We start from the raw sequence: 20,663 nt of genomic DNA, 5'->3' as shown, positions 1-20,663 counted from the left end.
GATGGCGTTTTCATCCTGCGGCACCGCGCGGACGGGATCGCGGAAGAAGGCGAAGACCCAGATCGTCACCATCAGCATCAGCCAGCCGACCACTTCCCATCCCACCAGGAACAGGATGCCAGTAATGCCCGCAGCGATGAGGCCGAACTTCATGCCTTCGGGGTGCACCGAGGGCCAGCGCCATTTGACATTGCCGCCGGCGGCGATCGTGATCTCGTTATTATCCATGGATACTGTCTTTAGGCAGAGCTTTCCCCGCTGACAACGACCGATCCCGTCCACGGCTCCCGCCGCGGCGGAACATGGCGTCTCGACAGTTGAACATTGACGCCGCTTTCCCTAGGGCGGGCGCATAAATTCCACCCGAAACAGGAAAGCGAACAGGCGCATGGCGAAGATCAAGGTGAAAAACCCCGTCGTGGAGATCGACGGCGATGAAATGACCCGGATCATCTGGGAATGGATTCGCGAGCGCCTGATCCTCCCTTATCTCGACATCGACCTCAAATATTACGATCTGTCCGTCGAGAAGCGTGACGAGACCAACGACCAGATCACGATCGATTCCGCCAACGCGATCAAGGAATATGGCGTCGGCGTGAAGTGCGCCACCATCACCCCCGACGAAGCGCGCGTCGAGGAATTCAACCTCAAGCAGATGTGGAAATCGCCCAACGGCACGATTCGCAACATTCTGGGCGGCGTCGTCTTCCGCGAACCGATCGTCATTTCCAACGTCCCCCGCCTGATCCCGGGCTGGACCAAGCCGATCGTCGTCGGCCGTCATGCGTTCGGCGACCAGTATCGCGCCACCGACTTCCGCGTGCCGGGCGCGGGCAAGCTGCGCCTCGTCTTCGAAGGCGAAAATGGCGAGACCATCGACCGCGAAGTGTTCGACTTCCCCGGTTCGGGCGTCGCCCTGGCGATGTACAATCTCGACGACTCGATCCGCGATTTCGCCCGCGCATCGTTCAACTACGGCCTCAACCTCAAATGGCCGGTCTACCTGTCGACCAAGAACACCATCCTCAAGGCCTATGACGGTCGTTTCAAGGACCTGTTCCAGGAAGTGTTCGAAACCGAAGGCTTCGTGCAGAAGTTCAAGGACGCAGGCATCGTCTATGAGCATCGCCTGATCGACGACATGGTCGCCTCTGCGCTCAAGTGGAGCGGCGAATTCGTGTGGGCATGCAAGAATTATGACGGCGACGTGCAGTCGGACCAGGTCGCACAGGGCTTCGGATCGCTTGGCCTCATGACCTCGGTTCTCCTCTCGCCCGACGGCAAGACGGTGGAAGCGGAAGCTGCGCACGGCACCGTCACCCGCCACTATCGCCAGCATCAGCAGGGCAAGGCAACCTCCACCAACCCGATCGCGTCGATCTTCGCATGGACCGGCGGCCTCAAGTTCCGCGGCAAGTTCGACGACACGCCCGATGTCGTGAAATTCGCCGAAACGCTTGAGAAGGTCTGCATCCAGACCGTCGAAAGCGGCGCGATGACAAAGGATCTTGCGCTTCTCATCGGCCCGGATCAGGCATGGATGACCACCGAGCAGTTCTTCGAAGCGATCCGTGCCAATCTCGAAACCGAAATGGGCAAGTGGAACTGATCCCACCGCCCGTGGTTTCAATACGATAACGGAACGAGGCGGCGCCGGATCATCCGGCGCCGCCTTTTCCTTGCCTGCCATCAGCGGAAAAGCATCATGACCACCACCGGCAAGAAACGCCTCGAAACCCGCCCCGCCGTGCCGACCGACGCACGCGGTATCCAGCGCCTGATCGCGCGCGTCTATCCGGGAATGCCCAATTATTCGCTCGCCACGATCAGGGGGCAGGTCAACAATTTCCCCGGCGGCTGCTTCGTCGCCCTCTATGACGGGCGGGTGGTCGGCTATTGCGCGACGATGCGCGTCAGCAAGAGCATGGCCTTTTCCTGGCACGACTGGGACGAAATCACCGCCAACGGTTTCGGCACGCGGCACAGCGCGGCGGGCGAATGGCTATATGGCTATGAAATGGCGGTCGATCCCAAGTTGCGCGGCCTGCGGATCGGTCAGCGCCTCTATGACGAGCGCAAGGAACTGGCGGAGGAACTCGACCTGCACGGGATCGTGATCGCCGGACGGATGCCGGGCTATGCCCGCGCCAAGCGCCGCGCGGGCAGCCCTTCCGACTATCTGGAAAAGGTGATCCAGGGCAAGCTGCGCGATCAGGTCATCAGCTTCCAGCTCAAGAACCAGTTCGAACCGCTGGGCGTGCTCGAAAACTATCTGCCCGAAGACAAGCAATCGGAAGGCCACGCCGCCCATCTGGTCTGGCGCAACCCCTATGTCGACCCGGACGAAGCGCCGGAAATGCGCGTGCCGCGCGGGGTCGAAAGCGTTCGCCTCGCCACCTGTCAGCTTCAGGCGCGCGCGGTCAAGGATTTCGACGAGTTCATCCGCAACATCGAATATTTCGTGGATGTCGCGGCGGATTACCGCTCCGACTTCATCGTCTTCCCCGAATTGTTCACCCTTCCCCTCCTGTCCTTCGAGCAGAAGAAGCTGTCCCCGGTGGAGGCGATCGACAAGCTCACCGGCTACACGCCCCGTCTGACGAAGGAGCTGACGCGGATGGCGCTGGAGTATAATATCAACATCATCGGCGGATCGCACCCGACCCGCGCCGACGATGGCGATACGCAGAACATCGCCTATGTCGCCCTGCGCGACGGATCGGTGCATACGCAGGAAAAAATCCACCCCACGCCCAACGAAGCCTTCTGGTGGAACATCAAGGGCGGCGATGCGCTGGACGTGATACAGACCGACTGCGGCCCGATTGGCGTTCTCATCTGTTACGACAGCGAATTCCCGGAGCTGGCCCGGCGGCTGGTCGATCAGGGCGCGCGCATCATCTTTGTTCCCTTCTGCACCGACAGCCGCGCCGGCTACATGCGGGTGCGCTATTGTGCACAGGCGCGCGCAATCGAGAACCAGTGCTATGTCGTCATGTCGGGCAATGTCGGCAACCTGCCCAATGTCGACAATATGGACATCCAATATGCGCAGAGCGCGATCCTGACCCCCTGCGACCTGCCGTTCGCGCGCGATGGGATCGCTGCTGAGTCGTCGGAAAATGTCGAGACGCTGACCATGGCGGACGTGAACCTCGCCGACCTCAGCTGGGCGCGGGCCGAAGGCACGGTGCGCAACCTGCGCGACCGGCGCTTCGATCTCTACCATATCGAATGGGACAGCGATCCTGACCATGCCCATGCGCCGAGCGGCGGTCCGGTGCCGGCCGGCGGGCATAATTCGCCCGGCGGCGGCTGACGTTCCTTATGATGGACGCCGGTTCCGGGTCGCACCGGGCCCCGGATCGGGTCCGGGGCAGCAGAGACGGTGGAAGCGGCTTCGGCCTCACTCCACCGTGACGCTCTTGGCAAGGTTCCTGGGCTGATCGACGTCGGTGCCCTTGAGCACCGCGACGTGATAGGCCAGCAACTGCACCGGCACGGCATAGACCATCGGCGCGATCAGGGGATGGACCTTGGGCATGGTGATGGTGGCGAGGCACCCCTCGCCCGCCGCCTGCACCCCGTCATAGTCCGAAATCAGCACGACCTTGCCGCCGCGCGCCTGCACTTCCTGCATGTTGCTGACGGTCTTTTCGAACAGAGGCCCCGACGGCGCGATGACGATCACCGGCACCAGTTCGTCGATCAAGGCGATGGGGCCGTGCTTCATCTCGCCCGCGGCATAGCCTTCGGCGTGGATGTAGCTGATTTCCTTGAGCTTGAGCGCGCCCTCCAGCGCCAGAGGATAGTCCGTCCCGCGCCCCAGATACAGCACGTCGCGCGCGGGCACGATATGGTGGGCCATCGCTTCGATCGCCTCGTCATAGGCGAGCGCGCCGTTGATGGCGGCGGGCGCTTCGGCGAGGTGGCGGACCAGTTCCTTTTCCGCCTTCGCGTCCAGCCGTCCCTTGGCCCGCGCCAGATTGGCGGCGAAGGCGGCCAGCACCGCAAGCTGGCAGGTGAAGGCCTTGGTGGAGGCGACGCCGATTTCCGGCCCGGCATTGGTGGGAAGCAACAAGTCGGCCTCCCGCGCCATGGTGCTGGTGGGCACGTTGACGACGGCGGCGATCTTCTGCCCTTCCTCGCGCGCATGGCGCAGCGCCGCCAGCGTGTCGGCGGTTTCGCCCGACTGGCTGATGACGATCATCAGGCCGCCCTCCTCCATCACCGGCGCGCGGTAGCGGAACTCGCTGGCCACATCGATATCGACGGGAACCCGGGCGAATTGTTCGAACCAGTATTTGGCGACCATCCCGGCATAATAGCTGGTGCCGCACGCGACAATGGTGACGCGGCGGATGGCCGACAGGTCGAAGTCGGGGATCGGCAACGACACCCGGTCGTCCATCCGTTGCAGATAGGCCTTGAGCGTCTGAGCGACGACGACAGGCTGCTCGTAGATTTCCTTCTGCATGAAGTGGCGGTGGTTGCCCTTGTCGATCATCGCGCCGGACACGCCGCTGATCGTCACGGGCCGTTCGACGGGATTATTGTCCCGGTCGAAAATCTCCGCCCCGTCCTTCGTGATGACGACCCAGTCGCCTTCTTCGAGATAGGCTATGCGCTGGGTGAGCGGGGCGAGCGCCAGTGCGTCGGACCCCAGGAACGTCTCGCCCTCGCCATAGCCCACCACCAGCGGCGATCCGAGCCGCGCGCCGATCAGCAGGTCGGGATGGCTGCGGAACGCGATCGCCAGCGCGAACGCACCGTGCAGGCGCGGCAGCACTTCGCGCACCGCCTCGACCGGGGATGCGCCCTGCTCCACCTTTTCGCTGACGAGGTGCGCGACGACTTCGGTGTCGGTCTGACTGTCGAAGGTGCGGCCCCGCGCGATCAGTTCCTCGCGCAGCGGCTTGAAATTCTCGATGATGCCGTTGTGAACCAGCGCGACTTCCGCTGTCGCGTGGGGGTGGGCGTTGCTGGTCGTGGGCGCGCCGTGCGTCGCCCAGCGGGTGTGGGCGATACCGGTGGTGCCGGGCAGCGGCGCTGCGGCCAGTTCCTTCACCAGGTTGCTGAGCTTGCCCTCGGCCCGGCGGCGTTCGATCCTGCCGTCGTGGATCGTCGCCACGCCCGCGCTGTCATAGCCGCGATATTCGAGCCGCTTGAGGCCGTCGACCAGCCGGTCCGCCACGTCATCCTTGCCGATAATCCCGATAATGCCGCACATGAAGGAAAGCCCCGTCCGTAAGGATATGCCCTTGATAGCGCGCTCGTATAGCCGCGCTTCGTCGCCATGCCATTAATGATCCATCCGCAGCCGCGCCATGGGCTGCACATGAAAAAACTGTCATAGAGGGCGAACGGTGACGAGCCAGATGTCGGGCGGTGCCATCATGCGGAACGGCGCGCCGCTGGTGCCCACGCCGCCCGATACGATCAGGGTCTTTGCGCCTTCGCGAAAGAGGCCGCAGGCATAGCGCGTCCCGTATTTCGACGGCACATAGGTGACGCCCCAGAAGGGAAAGGCGATCTGCCCGCAATGGGTGTGCCCCACCAGCGTCAGCAGGGGCCGGTCGGGCAGCGGTGGAAAGATGTCCGGCCCGTGCGCCAGCACCACCGGCGCGCCGCCCAGCGCCTGCATCGCATCCAGCGTCGTCCCGATGTCCGGGGATCGCGTATAGGGGTCTTTCAGCCCGCCGATCGCCAGCGGCCCGCGCCGCACCGCTCCATTCTGAAGCAGCGTGATGCCGAGCGACGCGAACTTCGCCGTCCATTCCCGGTCGCCGAAGGGCCGTCTGTTCTTGCGGCTGCGGCTGTCATGATTGCCCAGCACCGCGACCACGCCCAGCGGCGCCCGCAGTCGCGCGAAGGGTTCGATGCTGGCGAAGGCGCCGTAGGTCGCCGCCCCCTTGCTGTCGCCGATATAATCGCCGCCCAGAAGGACGAGGTCCGGTCGCAGCGCATTGATCTGGTCGACGATCCGCGCCATCCGTTCCGGGCTGTTGTCGGGGCCGGACATATGCGTGTCGGTCATCAACGCCACGGTCATGGGCCTGCGCGGCGCGTTCGCCGGGAAAGGCAGCGCCACATCCGCCCGGCGCACCAGCGGCATTGCGCGCGCATTCAGGAACATCCAGCCGAAAAAGGCGCAAACTGCGAAAATCAGACATAATAACCCCGTTGCCCAGGGGTGGCGGCGCGGAAAGCTCATCCTTTGGCAGCGGCCTTCTTGGCTTTCATCCGCGCGCGAAACGTCGCCGCCCAGCCGGGCTTGGCAACCTGTTCGGGCCGCACGAGACAGAGCGCGTCGGCCTCGACCGGCTTGGTGACGACGCTCCCCGCCGCCACGATCGCCCCCGCGCCGATGCTGGCCGGGGCGACGAGCGCGCTGTTCGATCCGATGAAAGCGCCCGCGCCGATTTCGGTCCGATATTTGAGGAAGCCGTCATAGTTGCAGGTGATGGTGCCCGCGCCGATATTCGCGCCCGCGCCCACGCTGGCATCGCCGATATAGGACAGATGGTTGGCCTTCGCCCCTTCCTCCATCCGCGCCTTCTTGATTTCGACGAAGTTGCCGACCTTGGCCCGTTCGCCGATTTCCGCACCGGGGCGCAGACGGGCATAGGGGCCGATCGCGGCCCCGCGCTCGACGCTTGCGCCCTCAAGATGGGAAAAGGCATGGATCGTGACATCTTCGGCGACGGTGACGCCTGGGCCGAACACCACATGAGGCTCCACCACCACGTCGCGGCCCAGAACCGTGTCGTGGCTGAAGAACACCGTGTCCGGCGCGATCAGGGTCACGCCATCGCGCATGGCGTCCACCCGGCGGCGCGCCTGCCACATCGCCTCCACCCCGGCCAGTTCGATGCGGCTGTTGACGCCCGCGACTTCCCACGCCTCGGTTTCGATCACCGCGCTCTGCCCGCCGGGCAGCATGACGATGTCGGGCAGATAATATTCACCCGCCGCATTGTCGTTGCCGATCCGGTCGAGCAGGACGAAAAGGTCGGTCGAGCGCACCGCCATCAGGCCGCTGTTGCACAATGTCACCGCGCGTTCGGCGTCGTTGGCGTCCTTATATTCGACCATCCTGTCGATGATGCCCTGCCCGTCGGCGACGATGCGACCGTAGGCGGCGGCATCTTCGGGGCGGAAGCCCAGCACCACCGCGCGGGGTTCGTCGCCCCGGTTCAGCCGGTCGAGCATCGCGCGCATCGTTTCGGGCCGCACCAGCGGCACGTCGCCGTAGAGGATCAGCACATCGCCGGCAAAGCCCGCCAGCGCGTCATGCGCCTGCGCCACCGCATGCCCTGTGCCCAGTTGCTGTTCCTGCACCGCGATCACGGCGCCGGTGCCCGCCACGGCCTTTTCCACCTGCTCGCGCCCCGCGCCCACGACCACCACCTGCCGCTCCGGCCCGAGCGTGCCGACGCTCGCCATAAGATGCAGCAGCATCGATCGCCCGGCGATGGGGTGGAGCACCTTGTGCAACCCGGACTTCATCCGCGTGCCCTGCCCGGCGGCAAGGATGATGACGGCAAGCGGGCGTTGAGCGGTCACGACGGTACCTCGGCTATGGTCAGAACTGGCCGCTCTGTGCCATGTTTGCCTTGCCATTGCCACTGCGATCGCGGCATGGGCGGGCCATGGCCAGCATCCCTTTCGACATCGTCGGCTTCGACCTCGACGGCACGCTTATCGACACCAGCGGCGACCTTGCCGCCGCCGTCAACCATGCGCTGGGCACGGTCGGGCGCGCGCCCTTCCCGGTCGCGGACATTCGCCCGTTCGTGGGCAAGGGCGCAAAAGTCATGCTGCAACGGGCGCTCGACGCGTCGGGCGGCCATGACGATGCGCTGCTCCAGCGATTGCTACCGGTCCTGCTCGATTATTACCGGCAGAACCTCGTCAATCATTCGGTGCCCTATCCCGGCCTCGTCGCCTCACTCGATGCGCTGGCGGCGCGCGGCGTGCGCCTTGGCGTCTGCACCAACAAGGCCGAACGCTTCGCCGTGCCGCTGATGGAGCAGCTCGGCCTGTCGGATCGCTTCGCCAGCATCGTCGGCGGCGACACCGTGGGGATCGCAAAGCCCGACCCCGCGCCCATCCACGCCATGATCGAACGGGCGGGCGGCGGTCGCGCGGTGTTCCTGGGCGACACGATCAACGACATTGCGGGCGCGAAGAATGCCGGCATCGCCAACGTCGCTGTGTCTTTCGGCTTCCTCGACGGCCCGGTGGAGGATCTGGAAGCCGACGCCATCATCCATCACTTCGACGAACTGGTGCCGCTTCTGGAGCGCTGGCCGTCATGACGCTCCGGCTGGAGCGGGACGGCGCGGTTGCCCGCCTGCTGATCGACCGGCCCGCGCGGCGCAACGCCATGAACCAGGCGATGTGGCGGCAATTCCCACAACTGGTCGGCGACGCGATGGCCGACGAAGCCACGCGCGTCCTCATTCTCGCCTCCGCCGCACCGGGCCTGTTCTGCGCCGGAGCCGACATCGACGAATTCGCCGCCTGCACAGGCGATGAGGCATGGCGCATCGCCAACCAGGCGGCGATCCGTGCAAGCCAATATGCGCTCGCCCGCGCGGAAAAGCCGGTGATCGCCGCCATCGACGGCGACTGCGTGGGTGGCGGATGCGGCCTTGCCATTGCGTGCGACCTGCGCATCGCCGCGCCTGACGCGCGGCTGGGCATCACCCCTGCGAAGCTGGGTATCGTCTATTCGCTGTTCGACACCAAATTGCTCGTCGATCTGGTCGGCCCGGCCCGCGCCCGGCGTATCCTCTATACCGGAGCGCTGCACCGCGCCGACGAAGCGCTGGCCATCGGCCTGATCGACGAAGTCGCGCCCGATCCTCTTGCCGCCGCCGATGCGCTGGCCCGCACCATCGCCGCCAACGCCCAGCATAGCGTCCGCGCGGCCAAGGCGATCGTCCGGCGTATCCTCGATGGGCAGGCCGACGACGACGCGACCACCCTCGCGCTGTTTCGCGACGCTTTCACTCTGCCCGATTTCGCCGAGGGCGTTGCCGCTTTCCGCGACAAGCGCCGCCCGGACTTCTGACCTTTATACTGCGCCGCCCTTCGTCTTCGCCTTGCGGGCGAAGATGTTGAGCAGTTCGACCAGCGTGGAAAAGGCCATCGCCGCGTAGATATACCCCTTGGGCACATGCACGCCGAACCCGTCCGCGATCAGTACCGCGCCGATCATCAGAAGGAAGCCCAGCGCCAGCATGACCACGGTCGGGTTGCGCGCGATGAAGTTCGCCAACGGATCGGCCGCGATCATCATCACTGTGACCGCCACGATCACCGCGATCACCATGACCGCCAGATTGTCCGTCATGCCCACCGCCGTCAGGATCGAATCGAGCGAAAAGATCATGTCGAGCAGGATGATCTGCACGATTGCGCTGCCGAAGCTCATCGTCACGACGTTCTTCTGCTCCAGCGCGTCGTCGCCACCGTGAGGATCGACGTTGTGATGGATTTCCTTCGTTGCCTTCCAGATCAGGAACAACCCGCCCGCGATCAGGATCAGGTCGCGCCAGGACAAGGCCGTCTCGAACGTGGGCGCGCCATGCTGATCGAGCGGGCCGCTGATCCCCAGGTCGATGACGGTCTGCGTCAGGCCGACGAGCCACGCGATCATCGACAACAGCAAAAGCCGCATACCCAGCGCCAGCCCGATGCCGATTCGCCGCGCCTTTGGCCGCTGCGCTTCGGGCAGCTTGTTCGTCAGGATGGATATGAAGACCAGATTGTCTATGCCCAGCACCACTTCCATCACCACCAGCGCCACGAGCGCGGCGATGGCGGTAGGGTCGGTAAAGGCGGCGATGAGGCTGTCCATGTATGTCCCCGCATAAGGCCGGAATTCGGCACGGCATCGAAACGGAAATCATTGCCGGCAGGTTCCGACAGACATGTTTTGTAACAGGACAAACGCTATCGTTGCGCTCGGGCAAGCGCCTTACGCTGGACTAGCCGCACCCTCTCGCCTAGCGAAGGGCGCGTTGAACCGTTCCGTTCCCTTTCGAAAGGCCCGACGATGTCCCGCACCACTCTGACCCGTTTCCTGATCGAGCAGCAGCGGCAGGCCAACGCATTGCCGGGGGAATTGCGCCTGCTCATCGAAACGGTAGCGCGCGCCTGCAAGACGATCAGCCACGCGGTCAGCAAGGGCGCGCTGGGCGAAGTGCTCGGCAGCCTCGACAGTGAGAATGTACAGGGCGAAGTGCAGAAGAAGCTGGACGTGATCGCCAACGAACTGCTGCTCGACGCCAACGAATGGGGCGGCCACCTCGCGGCCATGGCATCGGAGGAGATGGAAACCATCTACCCCATCCCCAACCGCTATCCCAAGGGCGAGTATCTGATGCTGTTCGATCCCATCGACGGGTCGAGCAACATCGATGTCGACCTGTCGGTCGGCACTATCTTCTCCGTGCTCAAGGCTCCCGAAGCCTGCGCGGGGCGCGACGTGACCGAGGACGACTTCCTCCAGGGCGGACGGCATCAGGTCGCTGCGGGCTATGCCATCTACGGGCCGCAGACCCTGCTGGTGCTCAGCGTCGGAACGGGCGTCTACGAATTTACGCTGGACCGGGAAGTGGGCAGCTGGGTCCTGACCGACCCCGACATGAAGATGCCGCAGGGCAAGTGCGAATTTGCGATCAACATGTCCAACCGCCGCCAATGGTCGCCCGAAGTCACGCAATATATCGACGACCGCGTGCTTGGCGCGAAGGGGCCGTGCGGGCAGGATTACAACATGCGCTGGACCGCATCCATGGTGGCGGACGTGCACCGCATCCTGAAGCGCGGCGGCATCTTCATGTATCCCTACGATCACCGCTCGCCCGGCAAGGCGAAACTGCGCCTGATGTATGAAGCCAATCCCATGGCCTATCTGATCGAGCAGGCAGGCGGCGCGGCAACGGACGGCTTCATCCCGATCCTGGACGTGGAACCCAAGGGCCTGCACCAGCGGGTCGGCGTGGTTCTGGGCGACAAGGCGGAAGTCGAAGCCGCGACATCCCGCTAGTTCGTTACGCATAAGATACAAAATATCTGTGCGACGCGAAGTATTCGGCGTGTATTTACGCTTGCCATGAAGCCAATATTTTCCAAACTGGCTTCATGGACGGCGGTGAACGGGAGATTGCGGACCGGTTCTGGCAGGCAGCCCACGGCATTGCATCATGGGACGCCGCGATCAATGCCTTGGCTACGCCTTTGCATGGCCGGAGCGGTCAGATCGCGGTGGCCGACCCGCTCATCGGCATCACCGCCGGTTTCATGTCCAATGTTTCGCCGCAACTTTTAGAACAGGTGATCGCGGGCGGCGGTTTCGACGCCTCGGTCAATCCGCGTATCCGTGCGGTCGCAGCGGCACCTTTCGGTCGCTGCTATGCCGACGAGGATGTCATCGATCCATCCATCAAGGCACGCCTTCCGATCTTCAACGGAATGTTTCGGGAAACAGGTGTCTACGATGCGCTGATGCTTCGCTTTCCCTTATCCGGTGAGCAAAGCTTCGGCGCGTTCGTGGTCCTGCGTCCCGAGCGGAACGGCGCGGCATCCTCGTCCGAAAAGCGATTGATGGAGCGGATGATGCCGGCCATTTCGGCCGCGATGGAATCGGCTCATCGGCTTGGGAAGGACGATACCAGCCTCATCGTTAACACGCTGGCCGGGACGGGGGACGTGGCCATCGCACTCGGTTGGGGCCGCAAAATCGTGTCCCTTTCACCCAGCGCGGAATCCATGCTGCGTTCCGGGCTTCACTTCTCGTCCCGACGCGGCATGCTGGTCCTGCCGGATCGCGAGAGCGACAGGCGTTTCGGTCACGCCTTCGGCGCGCTCGCCGGACGACATGTAGATCGCCAGACGATCTGGATACGGCCCGTCGAACACGCAAATGCCGCCCCCCTTCGGGCGACCATCGTTACCGTACCCTTCAGCAGCAGCGGCCCGTTGTTCCCTGCCATCGCGCTTCTCTACGTCACCGCCGGACAGCATGCGGACGGCCTTTTGGAAGCCGTGTCGGATGCCCTGTTGCTGACACCGGCAGAGGCGTCGGTGATCCTGTCGATCGCCGGGGGAATGAATCTCGCGAACATCGCAAGCATCCGCGACGTGTCTTACCAGACGGTGCGTGCCCAACTCAAATCCATCATGATGAAAACGGGAACGCGGACCCAGAGCGAAATTGTCACGCTTATGTCATCTCTAATCCGCTGATTTCATTTTATCATTCGTTCACCCGTTCGGGTGATGATGATCGGAGAATGAACCCATATGTACCTTAATAGTAGGTGAACGCGTCCACCACGAAGGATGGCAAGCAAAGGGAGAATCATGGATCGCGTTGGCATGATCGTCCAGAGTATTGCTGCCGTTGGGAATATGGTTATTGCACTGAATGCAGAACGAAAGATTCTTTCTATTTCTGACAAAGCCCAGAATTTAATAGATCAGGGCAACCATTTCTTTATCAGAGGCGGACGAATCCATGCCGTCGACCGCGACAGCGATACGCGATTGCTGTCGATGCTGGCAAGAATTCATGCGCGGGAAGTCAATCGGAGCGCCTTTGGCGTCCGCCCGCGCGACCGCAGCGGTGCCCCGCCCCTCATCGCCACCGTCAGTCATGTCGCCGTGCAAGACCGCGATGCAATCAACCGGGAATTCGCGCTTCTGTCCATCGCGCTGGGAGAACCGCAGGCGGAACGCATCGATGCCCTCGCCGAAGCGTTCATGCTGACGCAGGCCGAAGCGTCCATCGCTTTCGCCGTCGCGGACGGCATGAGCATCGATGCGATGGCCGAAGCGCGGAAGGTGTCGCGCGAAACCATACGCTCGCAACTCAAGTCGCTCATGATGAAGACCGGAACGCGGCGACAGCCTGAACTGACGGCGCTGTTGTCCGGTATCCTGCGATAAAGCCGAATAGCGCGACGCCATCACCCTGTTGGGTGATGCGAATAAATCCACGTCCTTCTATATCGTCATAAAGGCGATAGCGAAAATATGAACGAAGAGCGCGTTCTCGAAAGGTCATATCGAAAGAAAGGCGACGGCGGCCCCGCCTCGACCGATTCATCGCCACCTGCTTATTATGAGAAAACGGATTCGTCCAACCGTCTCTTTTTGGGACTGCTGTTCGGCGCGCTGATTTCAGTAATCTTATGGGCCATAATATTTGCCCTGGGCTGGACGTTACAGGCAGTGGCCTTGGGCGTCGGCCTGTGCGCGACGGTGATGGTCGCGCGCCTGTTCAGGCGAAACGACAAAGCGGAAGACTGACTTCATACAAAAATGGGGGAGAGCGCCGTTGCGGCGCTCCATCCCCCAGCCATGTCGCGCCTGCCGGTCTTACCGGCGGCTCCTCTCCAGAAACTGTTATAATGGCGCGCCATCGGCTCACTCTTCCTAGACCAGGCGCGCGACAAAAAAAAGGCCGATCCGAAGACCAGCCCGAAAGTTTTAGGAGAGGATGCCTGAAAGGCACAGTCGTTTTGCCGCCCTCCGTTCCTTTTCGCAAATGCGAAGGACAAAGGGACGATTGCACGGCATGCAATCGCAGCGCCGCGATCAATCAAATGTCAGGTCTTTGCCGCTAAGGCGGCCCGATGCATGGCTCCGCCCGCCCCGTTTCCGACACAGCGATTCGCCATCGCCGCGACATCGACGGACTGCGCGCCGTCGCGATTCTGCCGGTGGTGTCGTTCCACGCGCATGTTCCGGGCTTTTCGGGCGGCTATGTCGGTGTCGACATCTTTTTCGTCATTTCGGGTTTTCTCATCGCCGGCATTATCGCGCGAGAAATCGACGCAAAGAGGTTTTCGATCCTGCGCTTTTACGAGCGTCGATTCCGGCGCATCGTTCCTGCCCTCAGCGTGACCGTCCTGGCAGTTCTAGCTGCATCGGCCTGGCTCTATTTTCCCGGCGATTTCGAAGGTGTGCCGCGATCGGCTTTGGCCGCCAGCGTCTTTGCCTCCAACTTCTGGTTCTTTAGCGACACCGGCTATTTCGCGGGCGGGGCGGATGTAAAGCCGCTGCTCCACACTTGGTCCCTCGCGGTCGAGGAGCAATATTATATCGGTTTCCCGATCCTGCTGATGCTGTTGGCCCGCTTCGCGCCCCGACAATGCATCGTGGCGGTGACCGGCATGGCCCTGTGCTCGCTGGCTCTCGCGATCGTGCAGCAACGCGACACCAGCGGCTTCGCCTTCTACCTCCTCCCCACCCGAGCCTGGGAATTGTTCGCAGGCGCGCTGCTCGCTCTGGGCGCAGTGCCTGTCATCCGGGCTCGATGGCTGCGCGAGGCGATTGCGTGGAGCGGCGTTGCAGCTGTCGCTTTCGCTGTCGCATTTTATGACCGCACGACCGTCTTTCCTGGCATTGCCGCCCTGCCGCCCGTGCTCGGCGCCGCTGCAATGCTCCATGCCGCGCCCGGCACGAGCGTCGGGCGATGCCTTTCACAGCCGCTCCTCGTGGGCGTGGGCCTCATCTCCTATTCGCTCTACCTGTGGCACTGGCCGCTGATCGTGTTTACGGAATATGTCACCGACATGCCGCTTTCCGGGTCGACGCGCCTGTTCGTGATCGCAAGCGCCTTCGCCACAGCGGCGCTATCGTGGCGCGTCGTCGAGCGCCCTTTCCGCGACCCCGAGCGATTTTCGGCGAAGGCGATCTTTGGCCTGACTGCCGCGTCCACCTGCCTCATCGGCGCGATCTCGCTCACTCTGATGGCGCAGGGCGGATGGTCTTCCCGCTTCGCGCCCGGTGCGTTGAAGCTGCTCGCCGCCCGGCAGGACATCAGCCCCGCGCGGACGCGCTGCCACGACACGTTCGTGCGCGGCGACCGGCCTTGCGTGCTGGGCGCCCAGGTGCACCCCGACACAATGTTCTGGGGCGACAGTCACGGCGTCGAACTGTCCTTCGCCCTGTCGGAAAAGCTGCGAGCGCAAGGCCGTGCCCTTATCGAACGCACCGCGTCCAGTTGCCCGCCGGTGCTGGGCTACGACGCTACCGACCCGCGCTGCGCCGAGGCGAATCGCGCGGCGTTCGACGCCCTGCGCGCGGACCGGGGCATCCGCCACGTCTATCTCGCGGCCTTCTGGGCCAATGGGCGGTTCGACGATCCCGCCTTCGTCGCCAAGCTGGAAGACACCGTTAACGCGATCCGGCGGCAGGGGCGCAGCGTGACGCTGATCGGCGCGGTGCCGCCCCAGCCCTTCGACGTCCCGCGCCGTCTGGCGCATCTCGCAATGGCAAGGCGACTGGCGGAGGCGGAGGGGATAGACCGGTCGCACGTCGAAGCCCGCACCGTCCATCTGCGCGCCGCCATCGCTCGCTGGCGCACAAAGGGGGTCGGCTTCGTCGATTCGGCGGCAATCCTATGCCCTTACCGACGCTGCGATCTGATCGATCGGGGCCGCCCGCTCTACTTCGATTCGCACCACCTCAGTATGGCGGGCGCGCGTCGAGTGATCGCGGCTGCCAATTAGGCGCTATTCCGCAGCCAGCGCATAACCGGCACGAGGCAGTTCGACCGCCAGCGCTTCGGCAATGTCCCTCACCAGCATCTGCGTGCGCGCAAGGCCTACGTCCGGTTGATCGAGCGCCGGGTCGAGATAGAGCGCCCGGTCTATTTCCAGCTGGATCGCGTGAAGCGCCCGGTCGGGGCGCCCGTGCCGTTCGATAATGTGATCCCCTGCATAAGGGTGGTTCTGCCCAACCGAAAGGCTGTGGCTTGCGGCGACCTCCGCCGCCAGAGCTATCATGCGATGGGACGCGCTGCGTCCGAACCTGTCGCCCAGCACCACGCTGAACGCGCCCTTGCCCAGCGCCAGCGGCAGGGGCGGCATGGAGTGGAGATCGATCAGGACCGCATGCCCATGGGCGCGTCGGGCATTCGCCATCAGGCGGCCCAGCATCGCGTGATAGGGCCTGTGAAACAGTTCGATGCGCCGCCGCGCCTCGTTCCACGGCATCGGCCTTTGCCACAATTCGGGTGCGCCAGGCAGGCGGCGGGGAAAAAGCCCCAGTCCGCCCCGCAGCTTCGCACTGCTTTGCAGAGGCGCAGCGTGCGGAAGATCGGCGATCATCGTCGGATCGATCTCCCGCTCATGCCGGTTGAGGTCGATCATCGCGCGCGGCGCCTTCGCGACGATGGCGGTATAGCCCCTTTCCAGCAGCGGGTCGATGAGGAGGTCGGCCAACCGATCCTCCAACCGGCGCAAGGTCTGCGGCTTCACCCGCGCTTCGGCAAGCAGGTCGTCGGAATACTCCCGGCCCGCATGGGGCACGGACAGGATCAACGGACTATCGGACTCAACCGATCCATAAAGGTCGAAACAGGGTTCGCTCAGCGTCGGTGCCGGCGGCGCGCGATGATCCAACGTCGCTCCTTTCCCGCAAGCCGATCAAAAGCGTCCGCTTGGGTGGATAAAATTTACCCCTTGTCGCATATTATCCCGCACTGCGCCATCCAGAGGGTGGGTGGATCGCTGTGGATATGAAGACGGGAATGTGGGGGCGATGGTTCGCATCTTATTGGCGGAAGACGATGAAAGCATGCGCACCTATCTCGCCCGTGCGCTCGAACGGTCGGGGTATGACGTGGTCGCGGTCGCCAGCGGCGTGGAGGCATTGCCGCATCTCGGCCCGCATCGGTTCGACCTGTTGCTGACCGATATCGTCATGCCGGAAATGGACGGGATCGAACTGGCCCAGCATGCGGCGCAGGTCGCGCCCGACATGCGGATCATGTTCATTACCGGCTTTGCCGCCGTCACGCTCAAGGCCGGAAAGGCGGTCCCGCAGGCCAAGGTGCTGTCCAAGCCCTTCCACCTGCGCGACCTCGTTCTGGAAGTCGAACGCATGTTCGGCAGCGAAAGCGTGTCGGGCCTTAGCTGAAGCGCTCAGTCCGGCACGACTTCCTGCATGTCAGGCGTCGGATCGAGCGGCCTGCCCGCCATCGCGGCGTTGAAGCGTTCGCGATCCAGGCCCTTCTCCCACACCGACACGACCACGGTAGCGACTGCGTTGCCGACGAAGTTGGTCAGGCTGCGGCATTCGCTCATGAAACGGTCGACCCCCAGGATCAACGTCATGCCTGCGACGGGCACGGACGGCACGATCGACAGTGTCGCTGCCAGAGTGATGAACCCCGCCCCCGTGACGCCCGCGGCCCCCTTGGAAGATATCATCGCGACCAGCAGCAGCAGGATCTGCTGTTCCAGACTGATATGGACGTTGCACGCCTGCGCGATGAACAGCGCCGCCAGCGTCATGTAGATGTTCGTCCCGTCGAGGTTGAAACTGTATCCGGTCGGCACGACCAGCCCCACCACCGATTTGCGGCACCCGGCGCGCTCCATCTTTTCGATGAGGCTGGGCAGCGCCGCTTCGGAAGAGGATGTCCCAAGCACCAGCAGCAGTTCGGCCTTGAGGTAGCGGATGAGGTGCAGAATGTTGAACCCCACCGCCCATCCGACCGCGCCCAGAACGACCAGCACGAACAGCAAAGAGGTCAGGTAGAAAGTCGCCACCAGCCCGGCAAGATTGGCCAGGGTCCCGACGCCATATTCGCCGATGGTGAACGCCATCGCCCCGAACGCCCCCAGAGGCGCGGCCTTCATCAGCAGCGACACCAGCTTGAACACCGCATGGCTGGCCGACTCCAGCACGGTCATCAGCGGCGCGGCCCGGTCACCGATCATCGTCAGCGCAATGCCAAACAGGATGGCGACGAACAGGACCTGAAGGATATTACCGTCCGCCACGGCAGAAACCATGGTTGCAGGAATGATGCTCATCAAAAAGCCGGTCAGCGTGCGCTCATGCGCCTGATGGGCATAGTCGGCCACCTTTCCTGCATCGAGCGTCGCGGGATCGATATTCAGTCCCGATCCCGGCTGCACGACATTGGCGACGATCAGCCCGACGATGAGAGCGAGCGTGGAGAAGGTGAGGAAATAGGCGAACGCCTTGGCCGCGACGCGCCCGATCGCGCCCAGTTCCTTCATCCCCGCGATCCCGGTCACGATGGTGAGGAAGATGACGGGCGCGATGATCATCTTCACCAGCTTTATGAAAGCCTCGCCCAGCGGTTTCAGCTGCACGCCCGCGTCGGGAAAGAAATGCCCGATCGCCACGCCCAGCGCGATCGCCGCGAGCACCTGGACATAAAGCTGCCGATAGAAAGGCAGACGGGGCACGGCGCCCGCACTCGATGATGGCGATGGCAGCATGATGTCCAGCGTCCCCCTGTTTGCGCCGCAGCATATGACGCGCCCTCCGGCTGTCCAGAAGAATATCGGCGCCATGCAATTTCCCGCTTGCGCCCCTCCCCTGCCCCGGCTATTGGCCCCCTCCACAGTGGGCGTGTAGCTCAGTGGTAGAGCACTGTGTTGACATCGCAGGGGTCGCAAGTTCAATCCTTGCCACGCCCACCATGAAAAGCCCGTCAGGTCTGTTACCTGGCGGGCTTTTTTGATGGCTTCATTCGCATGATGCTGTGGTCTTTGGACATTGTGCCTTGGCACCGGCTCGATACTGCGGGGGATGCTCGAACCAAGGCTAACGGATCGGTCGATGCTGCACCCGGCGGACTTGGTCCGCCATTGGCCGAAGCGTCTGCCGACGGTACTCAGACCCGGCATGTCAAAATCTGCAGAAATATCTTACTGCCGCCCCGCCCGGGCTTCCTTCAAATGCTGGCGATACAAGTCCACGTCCGGCTGGACCGCGACCGCCTTTTCCAGCAGGTCGGTCGCTTGGACACGCGACCCGCCCGACCGCAAAACTATCTGCGCCAGCAGGTCGGCCAGCGCCGCATTGGCAGGCATCAGCCGATAGGCGTACCAAGCGTAGACGCGCGCCCGCGCGCCGTCCCCCTGCTCCATCGCGCTTTGCGCCAGACCCGCCATCAACGCCGCGTCGTGGCCCCCGATACGCTGGCGCAAAGCGTCGAGGCTTCGTTCCGCCCCGCGCCAATCCTGCCGTTGCAGCGCCGACGCGGCATCGAGACGGACCGCGTCGAGGCTCGCCGGATTTTGCGAGGCGAACAGGCGCGCGATTGCGGTCGCCCTTGGCAGTTCACCGGCACCGGACCAAGCCGATACGAGCCGCAAAGCCGCATTCCTGTCGAAGCGAAGATTGGCCGCCGCCTCATAGGCGCGAGCCGCGTCGGCTGACTTCCCCAGCGACGCGAGACTGTCGCCCAGCGCAATCCACGCATCCGGCGCTCCGGGATTGGCACGTGTCAGCAGGCGAGCGCGATCGACCGCTTCGGCGGCGCGACCCTGGTCCAAAAGCGCGCGCAAATAAGGGATATTGGCTCGTGCCGATGCGGCATCGGGAGGCGGCGAAGCCGCAACCGCGCCGGGTCCGCCGGAAACGGGAAGCACAGCGGCGTCGGCGCGGACCGGCCAGGCGGCGCGCGCCAACATGTCCGCCGCCATGGCGCTGTCGCCCAACGCCTCCTGCGCCCGCGCGCCAAGCGTCAGGACATAAGGATCGGCATCCCGCCGTGCGACCAAGGGCGCAAGCGTCGTGGCAGCCGAAGCGAATTCCCCGGCGAGAAAATAGGCCCGCCCCAGCAGCGTGCGTGCCACGCCATTGTCCGGCTGTTCCTCAACCACTCGATCCAGCGCCTCGACCGCCAGCAGCGGATTGCCGCCCTGCATTTGCAGGATACCGCGCAACAACCCGGTCGCCGGCTCGGCGTCCAGCCTGCCTCCGGTCCGCTCCAGCAGAGTGCGGGCAAGGTCGGGATCGTCCCCTCGCGCGGCGATTACCGCCTGGACCATCCATGCGCGCGCATTCCCGGGATCGATAGCCAGTAACCGGCGCGCCACCGCCACGGCCTGCGTGGCGCGTCCCGCGTCCGCCAGCGTGGCAGCATAATGTTCCAACGCCGGAACCGACGCCTTGTCGATCGACAGCGCACGCTCGAACCATGGCAGGGCGGCGACAAGGCCATATTGCGACCGCGTCAGTTCGCCCCTGAAGGTCAGCGCCTTCACGTTCGATGGGGCAAGCGCGACGGCACGATCGGCGGCCCGAATCGCGGCGGCTTGATCCCCCACATAAAGCTGCAACCGACCAAGCTCGACCCAACTGCGCGCATCGCGGGGGGAAGCGACGAGCGATTGCTTGAGGATGGCGAAAGCGTCCCCCGCCTCGCCCCGCGCCACGAGGGCACGGGCCATTACCCGGTCGGCCGCCGCCCGGTCGACAGGAAGAATATCTCCGGCCCGCGCTTCTGCCAGCGCGCCTTGCGGGTCGCCCTGCAGCAACCGGGCCTCCGCCATCGCTACGCGAGTGGCGGCGGGCGGCTGACCCAATGCGCGGGCGCGCTCGACCTGCGCCTGCGCGCCGGTGCCGTCGCCCAGGTCGGCGAGCACCCGTGCCTGCGCCGCATGAGCCTCCGCCGATTGCGGCATTCGCTTGATCGCGTTCATCAACTCGACACGCGCAGCGCGCATATCGCCCCCGTTCAAGGCATCGACGCCACGCGCCAGCGCCGCGCTGCCGTCGCGCTCATGGCTGCGCCATTGCCATATCCCGGCAAGCGCAAGCAGCAGGCCAACGACGCCCGCCAGCAGGAACAAACGTGATCGCCGCAT

At 64.1% G+C, this 20,663-nt stretch carries 17 protein-coding genes, 1 tRNA gene and 1 pseudogene; 11 read left to right on the top strand and 8 right to left on the bottom strand.

Annotated elements, in window-relative coordinates:
• Positions 1–228: pseudogene (locus DI606_RS12020) on the bottom strand (phosphatidylserine decarboxylase family protein); the annotation flags it as partial.
• 160 nt (positions 229–388) lie between these two features.
• Here DI606_RS12020 and DI606_RS12015 point away from each other — a divergent pair.
• Together DI606_RS12015 and DI606_RS12010 are read left to right on the top strand one after the other, a co-directional pair.
• On the top strand, positions 389–1,612 hold the full coding sequence (locus DI606_RS12015) for an NADP-dependent isocitrate dehydrogenase (protein ID WP_293983227.1): 1,224 nt from the start codon (positions 389–391) through the stop codon (positions 1,610–1,612).
• Between the two features lie 96 nt (positions 1,613–1,708).
• Positions 1,709–3,322, top strand: coding sequence for a bifunctional GNAT family N-acetyltransferase/carbon-nitrogen hydrolase family protein (locus DI606_RS12010; RefSeq protein WP_293983224.1), 1,614 nt, complete (start codon positions 1,709–1,711; stop codon positions 3,320–3,322).
• Positions 3,323–3,409: 87 nt separating this feature from the next.
• Here the strand turns inward: DI606_RS12010 and glmS are convergent, their stop codons facing one another.
• The 3 genes from glmS to glmU form a co-directional block, all read right to left on the bottom strand.
• Complete coding sequence (gene glmS, locus DI606_RS12005; RefSeq protein WP_293983222.1) at positions 3,410–5,233, bottom strand: glutamine--fructose-6-phosphate transaminase (isomerizing); 1,824 nt, start codon at positions 5,231–5,233, stop codon at positions 3,410–3,412.
• A 120-nt stretch (positions 5,234–5,353) separates the two neighbouring features.
• A complete protein-coding gene (locus tag DI606_RS12000; protein WP_293983219.1) occupies positions 5,354–6,217 on the bottom strand; it encodes a metallophosphoesterase in 864 nt (287 codons plus the stop codon).
• A complete protein-coding gene (glmU, locus tag DI606_RS11995) occupies positions 6,214–7,512 on the bottom strand; it encodes a bifunctional UDP-N-acetylglucosamine diphosphorylase/glucosamine-1-phosphate N-acetyltransferase GlmU (protein WP_293983235.1) in 1,299 nt (432 codons plus the stop codon). Before glmU ends, DI606_RS12000 begins: the two co-directional genes overlap by 4 nt.
• 143 nt (positions 7,513–7,655) lie before the next feature.
• Between glmU and gph the strand changes: the two genes are divergently transcribed.
• Positions 7,656–8,324, top strand: a complete 669-nt coding sequence (gene gph, locus DI606_RS11990) for a phosphoglycolate phosphatase (protein WP_293983216.1) — start codon at positions 7,656–7,658, stop codon at positions 8,322–8,324.
• On the top strand, positions 8,321–9,082 hold the full coding sequence (locus tag DI606_RS11985; protein WP_293983213.1) for an enoyl-CoA hydratase-related protein: 762 nt from the start codon (positions 8,321–8,323) through the stop codon (positions 9,080–9,082). The genes gph and DI606_RS11985 overlap by 4 nt, the downstream gene beginning before the upstream one ends.
• 3 nt (positions 9,083–9,085) lie before the next feature.
• Here DI606_RS11985 and DI606_RS11980 read toward each other — a convergent pair whose 3' ends face one another.
• A complete protein-coding gene (locus DI606_RS11980) occupies positions 9,086–9,871 on the bottom strand; it encodes a TerC family protein (protein ID WP_293983211.1) in 786 nt (261 codons plus the stop codon).
• 198 nt (positions 9,872–10,069) lie between these two features.
• On the opposite strand from DI606_RS11980, the gene DI606_RS11975 reads away from it, so the two are divergent.
• The 5 genes from DI606_RS11975 (at position 10,070) to DI606_RS11955 (ending at position 15,536) form a co-directional block, all read left to right on the top strand.
• Complete coding sequence (locus DI606_RS11975; protein ID WP_293983210.1) at positions 10,070–11,065, top strand: class 1 fructose-bisphosphatase; 996 nt, start codon at positions 10,070–10,072, stop codon at positions 11,063–11,065.
• A gap of 95 nt (positions 11,066–11,160) precedes the next feature.
• Entirely contained in the window at positions 11,161–12,264 is a 1,104-nt protein-coding gene (locus DI606_RS11970; protein ID WP_293983208.1) for a helix-turn-helix transcriptional regulator, read from the top strand.
• A 117-nt stretch (positions 12,265–12,381) separates the two neighbouring features.
• Positions 12,382–12,966 (top strand): hypothetical protein, encoded by a 585-nt coding sequence (locus DI606_RS11965; protein ID WP_293983205.1) that lies wholly within the window; start codon positions 12,382–12,384, stop codon positions 12,964–12,966.
• Between the two features lie 87 nt (positions 12,967–13,053).
• The gene (locus DI606_RS11960) at positions 13,054–13,329 is read left to right on the top strand and encodes a hypothetical protein (protein ID WP_293983202.1); all 276 of its coding nucleotides are present in this window, start codon (positions 13,054–13,056) and stop codon (positions 13,327–13,329) included.
• Between the two features lie 326 nt (positions 13,330–13,655).
• Positions 13,656–15,536: an acyltransferase family protein gene (locus DI606_RS11955; RefSeq protein ID WP_293983199.1), complete on the top strand. Its 1,881-nt coding sequence runs from the start codon at positions 13,656–13,658 to the stop codon at positions 15,534–15,536.
• A 3-nt stretch (positions 15,537–15,539) separates the two neighbouring features.
• Here the strand turns inward: DI606_RS11955 and DI606_RS11950 are convergent, their stop codons facing one another.
• Positions 15,540–16,430: an N-formylglutamate amidohydrolase gene (locus DI606_RS11950; RefSeq protein WP_293983196.1), complete on the bottom strand. Its 891-nt coding sequence runs from the start codon at positions 16,428–16,430 to the stop codon at positions 15,540–15,542.
• Between the two features lie 139 nt (positions 16,431–16,569).
• On the opposite strand from DI606_RS11950, the gene cpdR reads away from it, so the two are divergent.
• Positions 16,570–16,947, top strand: coding sequence for a cell cycle two-component system response regulator CpdR (gene cpdR / locus DI606_RS11945; RefSeq protein WP_293983191.1), 378 nt, complete (start codon positions 16,570–16,572; stop codon positions 16,945–16,947).
• A 5-nt stretch (positions 16,948–16,952) separates the two neighbouring features.
• Here the strand turns inward: cpdR and DI606_RS11940 are convergent, their stop codons facing one another.
• Positions 16,953–18,284: a dicarboxylate/amino acid:cation symporter gene (locus tag DI606_RS11940; RefSeq protein WP_293983189.1), complete on the bottom strand. Its 1,332-nt coding sequence runs from the start codon at positions 18,282–18,284 to the stop codon at positions 16,953–16,955.
• Between the two features lie 129 nt (positions 18,285–18,413).
• Between DI606_RS11940 and DI606_RS11935 the strand changes: the two genes are divergently transcribed.
• A tRNA-Val gene (locus tag DI606_RS11935) sits at positions 18,414–18,488 on the top strand.
• 228 nt (positions 18,489–18,716) lie between these two features.
• Here the strand turns inward: DI606_RS11935 and DI606_RS11930 are convergent.
• Entirely contained in the window at positions 18,717–20,663 is a 1,947-nt protein-coding gene (locus DI606_RS11930) for a tetratricopeptide repeat protein (protein ID WP_293983187.1), read from the bottom strand.

Source organism: Sphingobium sp. (assembly GCF_003248505.1).
Classification (GTDB): domain Bacteria; phylum Pseudomonadota; class Alphaproteobacteria; order Sphingomonadales; family Sphingomonadaceae; genus Sphingobium.
Note: the sequence above shows the minus strand (reverse complement) of the source record. Positions and strands in the feature narration are given on the sequence as shown.